The following is a 15,205-nucleotide window of genomic DNA, read 5'->3' as shown; positions in this document are numbered from 1 at the left end:
GGGGGGCGCGAGCCCCCCACCATGACACGTTCATGATCACCATCCACTGCTCCCGACGACGAGGTTGGACAGATGACTGAGACCACGGTCAGCACGTATGCGACCGCTGCTAGCGGGCCGGAAACGGCCCTTCCGCTCGCGACCAGTTCGCGTGCATCGAGGCGAAAGGACCGAAAGGCCCAAAAGAACATCGCGAAGGAGCCCAAGCGCAAGATCACCTGGGACAGGATCTGGGCGCAGCGCGCCTTGATGGCGATGGCAGTCCCGTTGCTTCTCTACCAAATCCTGTTCAAGTACGTTCCCGCCTATGGATGGGTGATCGCCTTCCAGCACTACCGGCCCGGACTCGGCAGCATCTGGAACCAGCAGTGGGTCGGCCTCGACAACTTCCGCAACCTGTTCACGGGCGTCAACGGCAAGCAGTTCGCCAATGTCATCGTCAACACGCTGGGGCAGTCGCTGCTCTCCCTGGTCGTCGGGACCGTCGGGGCCATCGTCCTGGCGCTGCTGCTCAACGAGGTCAAGAACCTGCCGTTCAAGCGTGTGTTGCAGAACATCACCTACATGCCGCACTTCCTGAGCTGGGTGATTGTCGCGAGCCTGGCCTCAGTGGCACTGTCGCTGCCCAGCTCCGGCGGGTTCATCAACCAGGCGCTGCTGAACCTGCACGTCATCAGCCACCCGATCCTGTTCCTGACCCAGCCGAACTACTTCTGGCAGATCGTCGCCGGGACGAACCTGTGGAAGGAGCTGGGCTGGAACACGATCCTGTACCTGGCCGCCATCACCGCCATCGACCCGACTCTTTATGAGGCCGCCGAGGTCGACGGAGCCGGCCGCTACCGGAAGATGTTCAACATCACGCTTCCGGGCATCCGCCCCACGATCATCGTGCTGCTCATCATCAACAGCGGCTGGATCCTGTCGACGAACTTCGAGCTGCCCTACTTCCTCGGCAACGGCCTGGTGTCCCAGCGGGCCCAGACGATCGACGTGTTCGTGCTGCGCTACGGCTACCAGCTGGGCAACTACAGCGTCGCCGTCGTCGCGGGAATCTTCAAGACCATCGTCGCCATCATCCTGGTGGGCTCGGCGAACCTAGCGGCCAAGCGCTTCAACCAAGAGACGCTGGTGTAGGAGGACCTCATGGCAGACACACTTGCCCCGGAGCCGGTGACGCTCCGCCCATCGCGCGCTGAGGCGCCCCAGACCAAGTCGCGCTCCCGCTCGCCCCAGAAGAAGTGGACGGCCGAACGGATCGTGTTCACGACGCTGAACACGACCTTCCTGATCGTCCTTGCGGGGCTCATGGTCTACCCGCTGCTCAACACTCTCGCCATCTCGTTCAACAACGGCCAGGACGCCGTCCGCGGGGGGATCGGCATCTGGCCCCGAGTGTTCTCGCTGCAGAACTACAGCGTCGTGTTCCACATGAGCACGCTCTATCAGGCGTTCTTCATGAGCGTCCTGAAGACGATCGTGGTCGTGGCGACGAACCTGTTCTTCACCTCGATGCTCGCGTATGCGCTCAGCCGCAAGGAGTTCATCTTCCGCCGCTCGATCACCCTGATCTTCGTGCTGACGCTGTACTTCGATGCCGGACTGATCCCGAACTACCTGCTCATCAAAGACCTCGGCATGCTGAACACCTTCCAGGCCTACTGGGTGCCGACGATCATCAGCGCGTTCAACCTGATCCTGCTGCGCACCTACATGAAGTCGATCCCCGACGAGATCGTCGAGTCGGCGCGAATCGACGGCGCGGGCGAGTTCCGCACGTGGTGGCAGATCATCATGCCGCTGTGCAAGCCCACCCTTGCCGTCATCGGCCTGTTCGTCGCAGTGGGCAGCTGGAACTCCTGGCTGGACACCCTGCTCTACAACTCGAACGAGCAGTGGTTGTCCACTCTGCAGTACGAGCTGCAGAAGCTGCTGTCGAGCTCGATGGCGACAGGCATCAACGGCGGTGGACAGGCGGGCGGCGCGGCTGCCGCAGCGGCGGGCGCGCAGGGCACAACGCCGATCGCCCTCCGATCGGCGATCACCATGGTGGCGGCCGTCCCGATCCTGTTCGTCTATCCCTTCCTGCAGAAGCACTTCGTGTCCGGTGTGATGATCGGCTCCGTGAAGGGCTGATGGCCTCGGCCTCCCGCGCACGGCGCGGGAGGCCGACCCCTCGGCAGGTTCCGCACGTTCGCTCTCGGAGAGGCCCCGGTCATCTTTCGCTTCAATCTCGAGTCACGACTGTGGCGCGCTATCGACTTTGTCGGCTCCGCCATCCTCATCAGCCTGTTCTGGCTCCTGAGCCTCGGGCTCGTGGTGACGGCCGGAGCGGGAACGGTCGTCGCATACGAGCTGTGCCGCCGGCACGTGCTCGGCAAGGACGCCGGCTTCTGGGCCGTTGGCTCAAAGGCGTGGCGGCAGAGCTGGAGGCAGGCGACCCTCGTCGGTCTGCTCGCCATCCCCGTCGCAGCCGCAGGCATCTTCGCGCTCGCCGCCGTGCCCACGCTCGGACTCGGCGAGGTCATCGTGCCACTTCTCGTCGTCGCACTCTTCCTCCTGCTGCTGCTCTTCTGGTGCCTTCCGCTCGTGGCCCGCTTCACCAACCCCACCTGGCGGCAGGTGCGCAACGGGCTCACCCTCGGGTTGACGACGCCGAGCCTGACCTTCCTGCTCGCGATCGCGCTGGTCCTCGCGGGCGTAGCGGTATGGAAATTCATGCCCGTGGTGTTCGTGGCACCCGGCCTGATCCTGCTGTGGTGGTGCTATCTGCTCGAGCGGTTCTTTGTCTCGCGGGGCTACGTGCAGCCAGAGGAGGCGGAGGTCTAAGGCTCTGCCGGGCACCCGCGGAATCTCAGGAGAGAATGGGGTCTTAGAGCGGCCCACTTCACGCTCACCTCTCTCACCTTCCTTCTGGAGCCATGCCCCCTCGCCCTCACGCGTCCCCGCTCGACAGCGCCCGCGACGCCAGCGGCCAGGTTCCGGTGCGGGCTCTGCTGAAGCATCCCCGGTTCATCACCACCGAGGTGCTCGCCGGAATGGTGACCACGCTCGCGCTCATTCCCGAAGTGATCTCGTTCTCGCTGATCTCGGGTGTCGGGCCCGACGTGGCGCTGATCGCCTCCGTCGTGCTCGCCGTCGCCATGTCGTTCCTGGGCGGCCGGCCCGCGATGGTGACAGCCGCGGCGGGCTCGGTGGCGCTCGTGATCGCGCCGCTCGTGAAAGAGCACGGAACGCAGTACGTGCTGCCGACGGTGGTGCTCGCGGGAGCCATCCAGATCGCGTTCGGTGCCGCGGGCCTCGCCCGGCTCGTGCGCTACATTCCGCGCTCCGTGATGGTCGGCTTCGTCAACGCGCTCGGCGTGATGATCTTCGTCGCACAGCTGCGGCACGTCATCGACGTACCGTGGGCGGTCTACCCGCTGGCTGCCGCGACAGTACTGATCGTGCTGCTGCTGCCGCGGCTCACGACGGCCGTGCCCGCGCCGCTCGTCGCGGTCGTGCTGGTCACGCTGGCGGCCGTCGTACTTCATCTGAACGTGCCGGATGTCGGCGACGAGGGTCGCGTCAGCGGAGGGCTGCCGGGGCTGACCGCCCTGCACGTGCCGCTGACGCTCTCGACCCTGCGGCTCGTCGCGCCGACGGCGATCGCCGTCGCGTTCGTCGGCCTGCTCGAGACGTTGCTGACGGCGAAGCTGACGGACGATCTCACCGACAGCCGCTCGGCCAAGGGCCGCGAATCGTGGGGGCTCGGCGTCGCCAACATCCTCGCCGGGCTCTACGGCGGCATCGCCGGCTGCGCGATGATCGGCCAGACCATCGTCAACGTGAAGATCGGTCGGGCGCGCACGCGGCTGTCGACGCTCGTCGCCGGGCTGTTCCTGCTCGTGCTCGTTGTGGGGCTGTCGCACGTGATGGCGCTCATCCCGATGGCGGCGCTCGCCGCGGTCATGATGGTGGTCGCCATTCAGACGATCGACTGGCACAGCGTGCGGCCGTCGACCTTGAGGCGGATGCCTGTGCCGGAGACCCTCGTCATGCTCGCCACCGTCGCCGTGGTGGTCGTGACGAACAACCTCGCCATCGGCGTGGGCGTCGGGGTGGTGCTTGCCGTGATCTTCTTCGCCCGGCGCGTCGCGCGGGTGGTGCGGGTCGAGCGGTCGGTCTCGGCCGACGGCTCGCGGGCGCACTACCGCGTGCTCGGGCCGCTGTTCTTCGCCTCGAGCAATGACCTCGTCGAGCAGTTCAGCTACGTCGAGGACCCGACGGAGGTCACGATCGACCTGGGGGAGTCGCGGGTGTGGGATGCCTCGAGCGTCGCCGCGCTCGACGCGGTCGAGACGCGATTCCGCGAGCACGGCGTCGATGTCGAGATCGTCGGCCTCGATGAGATCAGCCGGCGCTTCCACGGCCGGCTGAGCGGGCAGCTGCAGTCGTAACGCGGCGCCCGGGCTGAGGGCCGCATGGGGCACCTGGGTACCGCCCTGTCATGACTGACGAGCGTGAGAACCAGAGCAACGACGACATCCTCGACTTCATCGAGCGCAGCACGACCGCGACGAACGATGCGGTCGCCGGCGAGACCGTCGAGCCCGGCGCAGGTGAGGGCAACGAGGGACCGACCGGCGGATCGCCGCGCGAGTTCGAACCGGACTACCACGAGCACGACGAGCACGAAGACCGCAACGATGCGCCGCAGGACCTCGAGGGCGGCGAAGAGCCCGGCCTCGGCGACGACGGGCTCTGACCGAGGCCCGTCCTGCCCGAGGCCCGTGCTGCCTGAGGCCCGTCCTTCTCGAGGCCCGACCTGCCTGACGCGTGAGGAGGGGCGGCCGCTGGGCCGCCCCTCCTTGCGTGGTGCCCGGGTTCAGGCATCCGCTCGTGCTCAGGCAGCCGCGGTCGCCGTCGCGAGCTTCCTGGCTGCCTGGTTCAGTTCGTCGCTGGTGTGCTGCTCCTGCTGCAGGTTCTGCTTCAGCAGGTCGACGACGCCCGCGACGCCCAGCGCCTCGGCAGCGATGCACAGGGACTCGTACGACGCCGTCTCGTAGTGCTCCGTGCTGAGCGCTGCCGAGAGCACGACGCTGTCGACGAGGCTCTTGTCGGTCTTCGCAACGAGCGCGTTTCCTTCTTTCATAAGCCCCTTCGTCGTCGCAGACGGCGACCGGGAGGGCTCCTTGCCCAGCAGCTGGAACGCCTGCTCCAGCGATCTGATCTGCTGCTCGGTCTCCTGCTGGTGGTGTAACAGCAGCTGCTTCACCTCGACGCTCTGCGCCGCGACCTCGAGCTCGCGCAGCATCGCGAGCGAGTCGTCTTCCATGGTGAGCGCCGCGCCGAGCTGGTACTCGAACAGCTCACGCGGGGTCTTGAAGTGCTCGAACATGTCCGCTCCTTCCTGCGGCAGTGCCGTTTCGGTCGGCATCGTCCGCCTCATCAGTGGTGCCCACCGCTTCATCTGGGTATTCGAAAGGACATGACCGTCGCCCACCGGCTCGTGCACGCCACGCCCGAGGCCGTATTCCGTGTGCTCGAAGACCCCTGGACCTACCCGTCGTGGGTCGTCGGCGCTTCGCGCGCCCGCGCTGTCGAGGGCCAGTGGCCGCAGCCCGGTGCTGCACTGCACCACTCGTTCGGCCTCTGGCCCGCCGTCATCGACGACCTGACGCTGGTGCGCGAATGGGATTCGCCGCGCCACGCCGTGCTCGAGGCGCACGGCGGCATCATCGGCACGGCGATCGTGCAGTTCGACGTGAAGCCGCGCCGCGACGGATGCGTCGTGCGCATGTACGAAGACGCGATTTCGGGGCCGGGGATGCTGGTGCCGAAGCTCGCCCGCGACGTCCTCGGCTTCCCCCGCACGGTCGAGGCGCTCAAACGACTGGCCTTCCTGGCAGAGAAGAGGGATCGACCATGACGCGGAACCCGACCGGCGACCGAGCACTGAGGCTTCAGCAGCATCCCCGGCCTCGCGGCGTCGCGGTCGTGACGGGCGGCTCAGCGGGCCTCGGGCGCGCCATCGTGCGCGAGCTCGCGGCACGCGGGTGGGACGTCGCGATCCTGGCCCGAGGCCTCGACGGTCTGGCGGGAGCCGCACACGACGTCGAGCTGGCCGGTCGGCGCGCCCTCGCGGTCGAGACCGATGTGGCCGATAACGCGCAGGTCGAGGCGGCCGCCGAGCGCATCGAGTCCGAGCTCGGGCCGATCGAGCTGTGGGTCAACAACGCCATGACCGGTGTCTTCGGCGAGTTCCTCGATGCGGAGCCCGAGGACTACGAGCGCGTGACCCGTGTCGTCTACCTCGGCACCGTGAACGGGACGCGCGCGGCGCTGTCGCGCATGAAGCCGCGCGACCGGGGCCACATCATCCAGATCGGCTCGGCGCTCGCACATCGGGGCATTCCACTGCAGTCCGCGTACTGCGGCGCCAAGCACGCCATCACCGGCTTCACCGAGTCGGTGCTCACCGAGCTGCTGCACGACGGCTCGCAGGTCAAGATCTCTCAGGTCGACATGCCTGCGCTCAATACGATCCAGTTCGACTGGGTGAAGTCGTCGCTGCCCGAGCACCCGCAGCCGGTGCCGCCGGTCTATCAGCCCGAGGCCGGGGCGCGCGCCGTCGCCGACGTCGCCGACCGGCCGCGGCGCCGCACCTGGGTCGGCGGGCCGACGGTCGCGACGGTGCTGGGCAACCGCGCGGCCAGCCGGTTCCTCGACGTGTACCTCGCCCGCACGGGGTTCAGGGGGCAGCAGGCGCCCGACAAGGGCAAGGGGCTGTCGCTGCCGAGCAACCTCTACGAGCCGGTTCCCGGCGACCACGGCGCGCGCGGCGTGTTCGACGATCGGGCGATGGACGACTCGCCGCAGCTGTGGGCGCTGCGGCATGAGCGCACGCTGACCGCGGCGGCCGTCGCCGCGGCGGTCGCCGGCGCCGCTGCGTTGGTCGCCCGGGCGGCGCGCCGGTCCTAGTCACCTGCGCAGCCAGGCGAAGCCGAACGGGCCGAGCCGGTGGCCGTCCCAGCGCTCGGTGAGCAGCGGCTTCGCGCCGTAGGCCTCGAATACCTCAGCGGGCGTGGCGGCGAGATTGTGCAGAGTCAGCAGGCCGGGCGCACTCAGCGCGATGACCGACGGCGAGTGGGGGAGTGTGTGCCGCCGCATCGGCTGGGTCGCGAGGCCGAGCCGGCTGCGCACCTGGGCGAGCCGTCGCGTGAGCACGAGGTTCGAGCTGTCGTCGGTGGCCTGCGAACGGGCGTTCACGTGGCCGAAATCGTAGGGGCCGCTGCGCTGCGCGGGCAGGATCAGCGGGGCATCCGCCGCCTTCGTGAACCCACCGCCACCGGCGGCAGACCACTGCATGACCGGGCGGCACGCGTCGCGCCCCTCGACACTCAGGTCGTCGCCGATGCCGAGCTCCTGCCCGTACATGATGAGCGGGGCTCCCGGCAGTGCGAACAGCAGGCTGAGCGACATGCGGAAGCGGCGCGCGTCGCCCATCATCGGGGCCCAGCCGCGCCGCAGCCCGCGCCCATACAGGAACCCGGCGCGGCCGCCGGCGAAGACCCGGAACACCTCCTGCCGTTCGTCCTCGCTCAGCTGCTCGAGGTCGAGCTCGTCGACGTTGCGCACGAAATTGAGGCGAGCGGATGCCTGCACCGTGCGATCCAGTCCGTCGAGCGTCTCGTGCAGGGGCTCGGCGCTCTCGCGGGCGAGCGCGAGGAAGAGCGAGTTGTTGAGCGAGAAGTCGAGGATGGCGTCGACCCGGCGATGGTCGGCGAGCACGGCCAGCTCTGCGGGCGGCACGTCAGCTTCGGCGACCAGCACGACGTCGTCGCGCACCTCCGTCAGGCGGCCGCGAAGTCGGTCGTAGAACCGGGCGGCGTCCGCACCCGTGCCCTCGGTCGGCTTGGCGCGCATCGCCGGCATGGCCGCATCGATGCGGAATCCGTCGACGCCGCGCTCCAGCCACAGCGTCGCGATGCGCACGATCTCTTCGAACACGTCGTCGTTGGCGACGTTGAGGTCCGGCTGGAAGCCGTAGAACTGGTGGTGGTACCAGCCACCCGCCTCGTCGTCGAAGCTCCAGACGCCGCTCTCTTCACCCGGGAACACCGGCTCATCGCCGGGCGCGTCGATCGGTTCGTCCGCCCAGATGTAGTAGGCGCCTTCGCGAGAGGTGCGGTCGCGGCGCGCGGCCTGGAACCACGGGTGGCGTTCGGAGGTGTGGTGCAGGACGAGGTCGAGCATGACGCGGATGCCCCGCTCGTGGCATCCCTCGACCAGCTGCTGGAAATCGTCCAGCGTGCCGAACCTGGGGTCGACGCTCTCGTGGTCGTCGACGTCATAGCCGTTGTCGCGCCGCAGGCTCGGGTAGATCGGCAGCAGCCAGAGCCAGTCGGCTCCGAGGGCTGCGACGTGATCGAGGCGCTTGGTGATTCCCGGCAGGTCGCCGATGCCGTCGCCGTCCGAATCCTGAAAGCGGGAGGGGTCGACGCCGTAGACCAGACCGGCAGGCGGCCAGGCACGACCCTTGGGCTGTGCTGTCACATGGCTCACAAGGGGCCGTTACCCAGCGCTGCCGTCGCCTACCCTCCGGGGTGCCCGCCCGCGCTCACCCGGCTGGGTGCAGCACCACCTTCGTCCAGCCGTCGACGCGCTTGTCGAACTGGTCGTAGGCGCGCGGGGCCTCATCCAGCCCGAGCTCGTGCGAGACGATCAGGCCCGGCGTGGCGATGTCGCGGATGATGAGATCGCGCAGCTGGCGGTTGTACTTCTTCACCGGGCACTGCCCGGTGCCGATCGACAGGCCCTTGGTGAATGCCGTGCCGAAGTCGAACGCGTAGCGGCCCTCTTTCGCGGCGTCCGTGGCGGCGCCCGGGTCCTGCGGCTCATAGACGCCGACGACACCGATGCGGCCGGTCGCGCGAACGGCGGCGATCAACCCGTCCATGACCATGGCCGGATGCTCCTCTCCCGCGGGGTCATGCGCCTGGTAGCCCACCGCCTCCACGCCGCAGTCGACGCCGAATCCGTCGGTCAGCTCGATGATGGCCTCGACGGGGTCCGAGTTCGAAGCGTCGACGGGCGTCGCGCCGAAGCGCTCGACGAGCTTCAGGCGGTCCGGCTCGAAGTCGACCACGAACACCTGGGATGCGCCGCGGATCGCCGCACTGTGCGCGGCCATCAGGCCGACGGGGCCCGCGCCCCAGATCGCGACGGTGTTCCCTGCGGAGACCTGGGCGAGCTCGGTGCCGTGGAACCCCGTGGGGAAGATGTCCGAGAGCATCGTGAAATCGAGCTCGTGCTCGCCGCCCTTCGGTAGCTCGAGCAGATTGAAGTCGGCCCACGGCACACGCAGGTATTCGGCCTGACCGCCGCGGTACGGGCCCATCATCGGGTAGCCGTAGCCCGCGCCCGGCTGCCCTGACGGGTTCGCCCGCAGGCACGCCGAGGTGAACCCCTCCGTGCAGTTCCGGCAGGTGCCGCAGGCCAGGTTGAAGGGCACCGACACGCGGTCGCCCACCTGGACGCGGTTGACGCCCGGGCCGACCTCTTCGACGACGCCCATGTTCTCGTGGCCGAAGACGGAGCCCGGCTCGAACTCGACGCGACCTTCGTAGGGGTGCAGGTCGGACCCGCAGATGTTCGCGCTGGTGATGCGGACGATCGCGTCATTCGCGGCTTCGATCTTGGGGTCCTCGACGGTTTCGACCGAGACATCGAACGGCCCGTGGTAGACGACGGCTTTCATCGCTTCTCCTTCTGCTCGCTGCGGGGTCGATACCCGCGCATCGAGAAGGCCACGCCGCATTGCGCGTTTCGCACGTGCTAACTTTCAGATGATCGGCCGCGTTGGCGCTGCCCAGAGCGCCCAACCCCTCGCTGGCCGGCTGGGGAGAACAATGGGAACGCTGATTTATGGGGACGCCGGTCGATACGAAATCGACGACCGCACGCTCGCCCACGTGAAGATCGCCATCACGACGAAGCTGCGTCGGCAAGAGAGCTTCCTGCTGAACTGGACGGTTCCGGCAGACCAGGGCTCCGGCCGCGTGAGCATCTGGCTGTCGCCGGCGATCCCGCTGCAGTTCATCTTCTCGGCGCCGAAGCCGCCCGAGCTGAGCCGCCCGTGGCTCGAGGCGCTCGAGCGCTCATCGCACGGCATCCGCGGCATGGTGCTGCTGCACGAGAACGAGGTGGCGGACTACCTGAACGCCGCCGGCGCCGCGGTCGCACCGTAGTCAACCCCCTTATCCGAGGGTTGCATGCCTTCCTAGTCTGACGAGGTGACCCTCGACGACGACAGTTTCGACGACAGCTTCGCAGACGTGGCCGACGAGCTCTATGCGCTGGGCGATGCCGCCCGGGTGGCAGAGGCCATCGCCCGCATCGGGCGCGAGGCGGTCGGGTGCGACATGGCCGTGGTGAGCTTCGTGGCCTCGGGGCGGCGTCTGCAGCCCGCGGCGGGGACCTCGCGCGAGGCGTTCCGCGCGGTCGAGCTGCAGGGCGCGCTGGGCGAAGGGCCAGGGCGCACCGCGGTGCACAGCTGCTCGACCGAGGGCAGCGACGACCTCGGCAAAGAGAGCCGGTGGCCGCTGTGGGCGAGTGCCGCTGCGGACCTCGGTGTGCGCAGCTCGCTCGCCGTGCCGTTGCACGAAGGCGGCCGGGTGTTCGCCGTGCTGCACCTGTACTCGGAGCACCCGGGAACCTTCGATGCCGCCAAGATCTCGCTCGCGCGCCGACTCGCGCGCCGCTCGTCGCTCGCGCTGGCTGCGGTGCGGCGCACGGACCATTTGAAGAAGGCGGTGGATGCCCGCACCGTGATCGGCCAGGCAGAGGGCATCCTCATGGAGCGCTACAACCTCGACGCCGACACTGCGTTCTCCGTGCTGCGTCGGCACTCCCAGCAGGGCAACCTCAAGCTGCACGACGTCGCCCAGACGGTCGTGCGCGAACGGTCGCTTCCGGGCCTCGATCTCGCGGTGTCGGCTTCCTAGCCGGTTCGAGACGCGCGCCGCGCAGGCTCCGCGTGCGCCTCAGTCATCGGGCGCGTCGAGCTCGATCAGAACCCGGCGCACGGCCGTCGGGCCGTTGTAGTCGAGATCAGGCAGCCGACGCAGGAGGTCGAGAACCTCATCGGGGGCGCCGTTGATGCCCGCGCGATCGATCAGCGCGGGCAGGTTCGCCGGGTACAGCTGCCCGGCGACGTAGCCGAGGACCTCGTCGGGGTCCGGCGTCTCAGCCATGGCCAGTCCTTCCGTCGTGAGGGGCGGCGCCGCAGCACACGGCGTCACCCCATGGCTCGGTCGCCGCGCCCACCGGGGGCTGCCAGGTGCACGACCTTCGCCACCGTCATCTCGTCGAGCAGCTCGGGGCCCGAGCCGTAGCCGATCCCGCTCTCGCGCCGCGGGTGTGCGGACCCGCCCGGTGCTCCGCCGAAGACGTTGTTGATCTTCACCGTGCCCACCGGAAGCTCGGCGATGGCGAGCTCTGCGTGCGCGATCTGCGGCGTGAGCACCGTCGCCGACAGGCCGTAGCGGTCGTTCCCCGCCGCGATCAGCGCCTCGTCGAAGTCGTCGACGACCTGCACGGGGGCGACGGGCCCGCACGTCTCTTCGCGCATGACCGCCATCTCCGGGGTGCAGTCCACGAGCACCGTCGCGGGGTAGTAGCAGCCCGGGCGGTCATCGGGAGCGCCGCCGACCAGGGCGCGGGCACCGCGCTCGACGGCATCCTTCACCTGCTCATGGACCTGCTCGCACATGCGCTCGTCGACGAGCGGCGCAAGCTCGTCGTCGTCATTCATCCGCGTCGCCACCGCCACCAGCTCAGCGATGAACTCGTGGGCGACGGCGCGGTGCACGTAGATGCGCTCGACCGCGGTGCACAGCTGGCCTCCGTTCGCGAACGCACCGCGCCCGGCCTCGCGCGCGGCCCAGCCCGCGTCGACTCCCGCGTCGACGATGAGGGCATCGTTGCCGCCGTTCTCACGCACGACGTGCGCGCCGCCTACGCCTGCGAGCCGCGAGACCTCCCGCCCGGCGGCGGACGACCCCACGTGCGCCACGACGTCGATGAGCGGGTCCGCGGCGAGCTTCCCGCCGACATGCGGGCCGCCGATGACCGTCTGCAGCACGTCGGGCGGCAGCACGCTCGCGATCAGGCTGCCGAGGCGCAGCCCGAGGTGCGGGCAGCGCTCGCTCGGCTTGTGCACCACGGTGTTCCCTGTCACGAGGGCCGCGCCGATCAACCGGCACGAGATCGCCACGGGGTCGTCCCACGGGCTCAGCACGACGGCGACTCCGCGGGGCTCGTAGCGCGTGTAGTCGCTCGCGGTGCTGACCCCTGCCAGGCTGTGGCCGCGATGCATGGGGCCGAGCTCCGCGTACTGGCGCAGGGTGTCGATTCCGGCCACGACGCCCGCGATGGCATCCGATTGCCGGCGGCCGGTCTCGCGCGTATTCAACTCGGCGAGCTCCCCGGCGTGCGCCTCGATGGCGTCCGCCGCCTCGCGCAACAGGCGGCCGCGCGCCTCAGCCGGCATCTGCTCCCAGAGCACCTGCGCGATGCGCGAGCTGTCGACGACCTGCCTCACCTCGCCGTCCGTGGCGCCGTCCAGAGTGCCCACCGGCTCGCCGTTGCGCGGGTCGGTGATGGTCAGGCGGTCGACCGCATCGCCGCGGCGGCCGAAGTCGGGGAATGCCAGTGTCGCCATGCCGTGGGGGTACCCCCTCGGCATGGCGACCACACGTGGCATCCGGCCTCAGCAGGCCACTTGCCAGGCGTCAGGCCGCGTCCTGCAGACCCTGCGGGAACGTGGCGCCGAGCTCGCTGCGCAGCCGGTCGAGGATCTTCGCCAGCAGCCGCGAGACCTGCATCTGGCTGACGCCGAGCTCTTCGCCGATCTCGGCCTGTGTCTTCTCTTCGGCGAACCGGCGCTGCAGAATCAGGCCCTCCCGCTCGCTCAAGTGCACGAGGGCGTGCTGCAGCATCGCGCGCAGCTCCGCGCGGTCGAAGTCGGGGTCGACATATGACGGGATCAGCGACGGCGTCTCGTCGTCGTCACCGGCCGAGGCGACGGTGATGGGGGACTGCGCGTCGAGGCAGGCGCGCGCGGCACGGACATCCTGTTCGGTCACGTGCAATTCCTCTGCGAGTTCCAGATCGGATGCTTCGCGCCCCAGGCTCTGCGCCAGGCGCGGGCGGGCGCGCATCAGCGCCGAGCAGAGTTCCTGCATGCGGCGGCCGGGGCGCACGAGCCACCCGTGGTCGCGGATGTGGCGCTTCAGCTCACCGTCGATCGTGGGCACCGCATACGGAACGAACGGCGTGCCGCGCTCCGGGTCGTAGTGGCGTGCGGCCTTCACGAGACCGAGCAGGGCGACCTGACGCAGGTCGCCGTAATCGTCGTCGCCGCGCCAGTAGCGGCGGGCAAGGGATTCCGCGAGCGGGATGTGTGCGACGACGACCTGGTTCTCGATGCGCATCCGCTCCTGAGGGGTGCAGGTGCCGACCTGCTCGAAAGCCGCTGTCGTCTCTTCGCTGCGGCGGCGACGTGCCTCGAGGGTGGCGACCTTACTGCTGTTGGTGGCTTTGTTGCCGTTCATCTTGCTGTCACTCCGAACTTCCGGGAACGAGTGGCGTAGCGCGCTGTTCGACTACTTGCTTTCGATCTGATCAAGCACGGCGGAAGGCTGAAACCCCCTTGCGGATCATGGGCGGTTCTGCTTTTCGTGGGGCAATGACGTGGACGCAGAACACCTTCGACAACCCCGTTACGCGCTACCCGAAGGTCGAGCCGCCCGAGGATCACGTGCCGGAGCCGGGGCGTGACAGCGAGCTCGACCCGCCTGCTGACCACGGCGAAGAGACGTACGTCGGCAGCGGCAGGCTCGAGGGGCGGAAAGCGCTCGTGACCGGGGGTGATTCCGGAATCGGCGCCGCCGCCGCGATCGCGTTCGCCCGGGAGGGAGCGGATGTCGCGCTGGTCTATCTGCCTGCGGAGCAGGTCGACGCGAGCTACATCGCCGAGCAGATCGAGAAGGCCGGCCGGAAGGCGGTGCTGATCCCGGGCGACCTGACCGACCGGGACTTCTGCAAGGTTGCGATCGAGCAGGCGATCGACGGGCTCGGTGGCCTCGACATCCTCGTGAACAACGCCGGCAAGCAGATCACCTGCCCCGATCTGACGCAGCTCGACGACGAGCAGTTCGAGCAGACGATGCGCACGAACATCTTCGCCATGTTCTACCTGACGAAGGCCGCGCTACCGCACCTGCCGGCGGGGTCGACCATCATCAACACGACCTCGGTGCAGGCATACCTGCCGGGCCCCGAACTCGTCGACTACGCGACGACCAAGGCCGCGATCAACGCCTTCACGAAGGCGCTCGCGGGGCAGCTGGCGCCGAAGGGCATCCGGGTCAACGCCGTCGCGCCCGGTCCGATCTGGACCCCGCTGCAGCCGAGCAAGGGCCAGCCGGCCGAGAAGCTGCCGAAGTTCGGCACGCAGACGCCGATCGGCCGCGCGGGGCAGCCCGCTGAGCTCGCCCCCGCGTACGTCTTCCTCGCCTCGCCCGAATCGAGCTACGTCATCGGCGAGACGCTCGCGGTGACGGGTGGCATGCCGACGCCGTAAGCGTTCAACTGCGCCAGACGGTCACCACTGCGCCGGGCGACTGGATGCCTGGCGCAGCGGTGACCGTTCAGCGCGGTCTTGCGTCAGTACTCGCCCTTGATGACGAAATACGACCCGCGGATCTCGCCGGCCAGCTTCGAGCGCTGCCTCGCGAACTTGAACTTGTCGGCGAGTTCCGCGGGCACTTCCATGCCCTGGGACAGCTTGAAGCCGACCGCGCGCTTGCCCGCGTCGCCGAGCGTGTAGAGCACGTTCACCGACAGGCCGGACTCGTAGAAGACGTAGGTCCAGTCGATGTCCTCGACCCGGAAGCGGCTCACCTCGAGCGCGGGCGAGGCGATGACGATGTCGCGCTCGTCGGCGAGCACCTTCTCGACGCGTGCGAGATCATCGGATGCCTCGGCGGCGGGCACCGTCGTGAAGGCGTGGTCGTACTTGTTCTTGAAGTAGCGCGCCTCGTTGGCTCGGAGCCCTGCCAGCGCCTCGGCGACCGGCGAGGACTCGAGGCCCGTTGTTGAGACGTTGACGAAGTCGACGGTGTGCGGCATGAGCCCACCGTAGCGGTGTGCGGTTTCG

General features: G+C 68.7%; 17 protein-coding genes. 10 read left to right on the top strand and 7 right to left on the bottom strand.

Features of this window, described 5'->3' with window-relative positions:
- The first annotated feature begins 72 nt into the window (after window positions 1–72).
- From ABD736_RS14010 to ABD736_RS13990, 5 genes are all read left to right on the top strand, one after another.
- Window positions 73–1,137: an ABC transporter permease gene (locus ABD736_RS14010; RefSeq protein ID WP_344792487.1), complete on the top strand. Its 1,065-nt coding sequence runs from the start codon at window positions 73–75 to the stop codon at window positions 1,135–1,137.
- 9 nt (window positions 1,138–1,146) lie between these two features.
- Window positions 1,147–2,136 carry a carbohydrate ABC transporter permease gene (locus tag ABD736_RS14005; RefSeq protein WP_344792486.1) on the top strand — a complete coding sequence of 330 codons (990 nt, stop codon included), beginning with the start codon at window positions 1,147–1,149 and terminating at the stop codon, window positions 2,134–2,136.
- A 180-nt stretch (window positions 2,137–2,316) separates the two neighbouring features.
- Window positions 2,317–2,829 carry a YesL family protein gene (locus ABD736_RS14000; protein WP_344792485.1) on the top strand — a complete coding sequence of 171 codons (513 nt, stop codon included), beginning with the start codon at window positions 2,317–2,319 and terminating at the stop codon, window positions 2,827–2,829.
- A gap of 92 nt (window positions 2,830–2,921) precedes the next feature.
- Window positions 2,922–4,439 carry a SulP family inorganic anion transporter gene (locus ABD736_RS13995; RefSeq protein ID WP_344792484.1) on the top strand — a complete coding sequence of 506 codons (1,518 nt, stop codon included), beginning with the start codon at window positions 2,922–2,924 and terminating at the stop codon, window positions 4,437–4,439.
- A gap of 50 nt (window positions 4,440–4,489) precedes the next feature.
- Window positions 4,490–4,747, top strand: a complete 258-nt coding sequence (locus ABD736_RS13990) for a hypothetical protein (RefSeq protein ID WP_344792483.1) — start codon at window positions 4,490–4,492, stop codon at window positions 4,745–4,747.
- A 138-nt stretch (window positions 4,748–4,885) separates the two neighbouring features.
- Here the strand turns inward: ABD736_RS13990 and ABD736_RS13985 are convergent, their stop codons facing one another.
- The gene (locus ABD736_RS13985; protein ID WP_344792482.1) at window positions 4,886–5,419 is read right to left on the bottom strand and encodes a YciE/YciF ferroxidase family protein; all 534 of its coding nucleotides are present in this window, start codon (window positions 5,417–5,419) and stop codon (window positions 4,886–4,888) included.
- Between the two features lie 51 nt (window positions 5,420–5,470).
- Here ABD736_RS13985 and ABD736_RS13980 point away from each other — a divergent pair, with 51 nt between their 5' ends.
- Entirely contained in the window at window positions 5,471–5,911 is a 441-nt protein-coding gene (locus tag ABD736_RS13980) for an SRPBCC family protein (RefSeq protein WP_344792481.1), read from the top strand.
- Window positions 5,908–6,963 carry an SDR family oxidoreductase gene (locus ABD736_RS13975; protein WP_344792480.1) on the top strand — a complete coding sequence of 352 codons (1,056 nt, stop codon included), beginning with the start codon at window positions 5,908–5,910 and terminating at the stop codon, window positions 6,961–6,963. The genes ABD736_RS13980 and ABD736_RS13975 overlap by 4 nt, the downstream gene beginning before the upstream one ends.
- Here the strand turns inward: ABD736_RS13975 and ABD736_RS13970 are convergent, their stop codons facing one another.
- Both ABD736_RS13970 and ABD736_RS13965 read right to left on the bottom strand, forming a co-directional pair.
- Window positions 6,964–8,538 carry an alpha-amylase family glycosyl hydrolase gene (locus tag ABD736_RS13970; protein ID WP_344792479.1) on the bottom strand — a complete coding sequence of 525 codons (1,575 nt, stop codon included), beginning with the start codon at window positions 8,536–8,538 and terminating at the stop codon, window positions 6,964–6,966.
- 64 nt (window positions 8,539–8,602) lie between these two features.
- Window positions 8,603–9,742, bottom strand: a complete 1,140-nt coding sequence (locus tag ABD736_RS13965) for a glutathione-independent formaldehyde dehydrogenase (RefSeq protein WP_344792478.1) — start codon at window positions 9,740–9,742, stop codon at window positions 8,603–8,605.
- 151 nt (window positions 9,743–9,893) lie between these two features.
- Between ABD736_RS13965 and ABD736_RS13960 the strand changes: the two genes are divergently transcribed.
- Together ABD736_RS13960 and ABD736_RS13955 are read left to right on the top strand one after the other, a co-directional pair.
- On the top strand, window positions 9,894–10,232 hold the full coding sequence (locus ABD736_RS13960; protein WP_344792477.1) for a DUF7882 family protein: 339 nt from the start codon (window positions 9,894–9,896) through the stop codon (window positions 10,230–10,232).
- Window positions 10,233–10,277: 45 nt separating this feature from the next.
- Window positions 10,278–10,988, top strand: coding sequence for a GAF and ANTAR domain-containing protein (locus tag ABD736_RS13955; RefSeq protein ID WP_344792476.1), 711 nt, complete (start codon window positions 10,278–10,280; stop codon window positions 10,986–10,988).
- Window positions 10,989–11,027: 39 nt separating this feature from the next.
- Here ABD736_RS13955 and ABD736_RS13950 read toward each other — a convergent pair whose 3' ends face one another.
- The 3 genes from ABD736_RS13950 to ABD736_RS13940 all read right to left on the bottom strand — a co-directional run bounded on the left by ABD736_RS13950 (window position 11,028) and on the right by ABD736_RS13940 (window position 13,598).
- Window positions 11,028–11,237 (bottom strand): DUF2795 domain-containing protein, encoded by a 210-nt coding sequence (locus ABD736_RS13950; RefSeq protein ID WP_344792475.1) that lies wholly within the window; start codon window positions 11,235–11,237, stop codon window positions 11,028–11,030.
- A gap of 44 nt (window positions 11,238–11,281) precedes the next feature.
- Entirely contained in the window at window positions 11,282–12,706 is a 1,425-nt protein-coding gene (locus tag ABD736_RS13945) for an aldehyde dehydrogenase family protein (protein ID WP_344792474.1), read from the bottom strand.
- A gap of 70 nt (window positions 12,707–12,776) precedes the next feature.
- The gene (locus tag ABD736_RS13940; RefSeq protein ID WP_344792473.1) at window positions 12,777–13,598 is read right to left on the bottom strand and encodes a sigma-70 family RNA polymerase sigma factor; all 822 of its coding nucleotides are present in this window, start codon (window positions 13,596–13,598) and stop codon (window positions 12,777–12,779) included.
- A gap of 134 nt (window positions 13,599–13,732) precedes the next feature.
- Here ABD736_RS13940 and ABD736_RS13935 point away from each other — a divergent pair, with 134 nt between their 5' ends.
- A complete protein-coding gene (locus tag ABD736_RS13935) occupies window positions 13,733–14,629 on the top strand; it encodes an SDR family oxidoreductase (RefSeq protein ID WP_344792472.1) in 897 nt (298 codons plus the stop codon).
- 83 nt (window positions 14,630–14,712) lie between these two features.
- Here the strand turns inward: ABD736_RS13935 and ABD736_RS13930 are convergent, their stop codons facing one another.
- Window positions 14,713–15,177, bottom strand: a complete 465-nt coding sequence (locus tag ABD736_RS13930) for a phage tail protein (RefSeq protein ID WP_344792471.1) — start codon at window positions 15,175–15,177, stop codon at window positions 14,713–14,715.
- Window positions 15,178–15,205 lie beyond the last annotated feature (28 nt).

Source organism: Gryllotalpicola daejeonensis (assembly GCF_039538145.1).
Lineage (GTDB): Bacteria > Actinomycetota > Actinomycetes > Actinomycetales > Microbacteriaceae > Gryllotalpicola > Gryllotalpicola daejeonensis.
Note: the sequence above shows the minus strand (reverse complement) of the source record. Positions and strands in the feature narration are given on the sequence as shown.